Origin of the sequence: Herbiconiux daphne (assembly GCF_024979295.1) — a bacterium.
Classification (GTDB): Bacteria; Actinomycetota; Actinomycetes; order Actinomycetales; family Microbacteriaceae; genus Herbiconiux; species Herbiconiux daphnes.
The window spans coordinates 1-620 of record NZ_JANLCJ010000521.1; the positions used below are offsets into that span (position 1 = coordinate 1).

A 620-nucleotide genomic window follows, 5' to 3' on the forward strand; every position below is an offset into this window, starting at 1 on the left:
AAGTGAGTATGGTTGGTCAGCAACAAATTGCATCTCTGGGATATCTTGAGAGTAAATCATAGTAACAATATCACCAGCTTGAGGTGTTGGGTAGAAATGAATCTGTTCACCAATACGAGTAAAGGCTTTAAAATTATCCATACCAACTACATCATCTGTTGTGATTACCGTTCCAGAGAATTGACGAGTACCTTGAAGACGGTAGAATGTTTCTACATCTGTTCGGTTGTAAGGTTCATTATTAACCATAATATGTTTTGCACTCAAGAAATCTTGAGGAAGAACAATGAATGGGTATTGTGGGTCAATCTGAAAATTCACTGTAACTTCATAATAAGGCAATTTAACAAGACGAGTAAATTGCTTCTCAGCGAAGTTAATAAAGTTTGGAATATTATCAAGAGTAGCTTGGTCTTTACGGTTAAGCCATGCTGCTACTGAATTTTTTAAATCCAAATAAGTGTTAATGTTTTGCATTTAAATCTCCTGAAAGAAAGCCCTCCGAAGAGGGCAATTCTATTATGGCTTAGCAACAATATTCACGTGGTTGGTATCAGTATCAATCCAAGCTGGGTTTTCACCATACGTCATTGTAAACATTAATGTACCACTATTACCAA

Annotated in this window: 1 protein-coding gene; it reads right to left on the reverse strand. The window is 36.0% G+C overall.

Going from position 1 to position 620, the window contains the following annotated elements:
• A partial coding sequence (locus N1032_RS26220; RefSeq protein WP_259543576.1) for a phage adaptor protein occupies positions 1 to 477 on the reverse strand: 477 nt, incomplete at its 3' end.
• Positions 478 to 620: the final 143 nt, after the last annotated feature.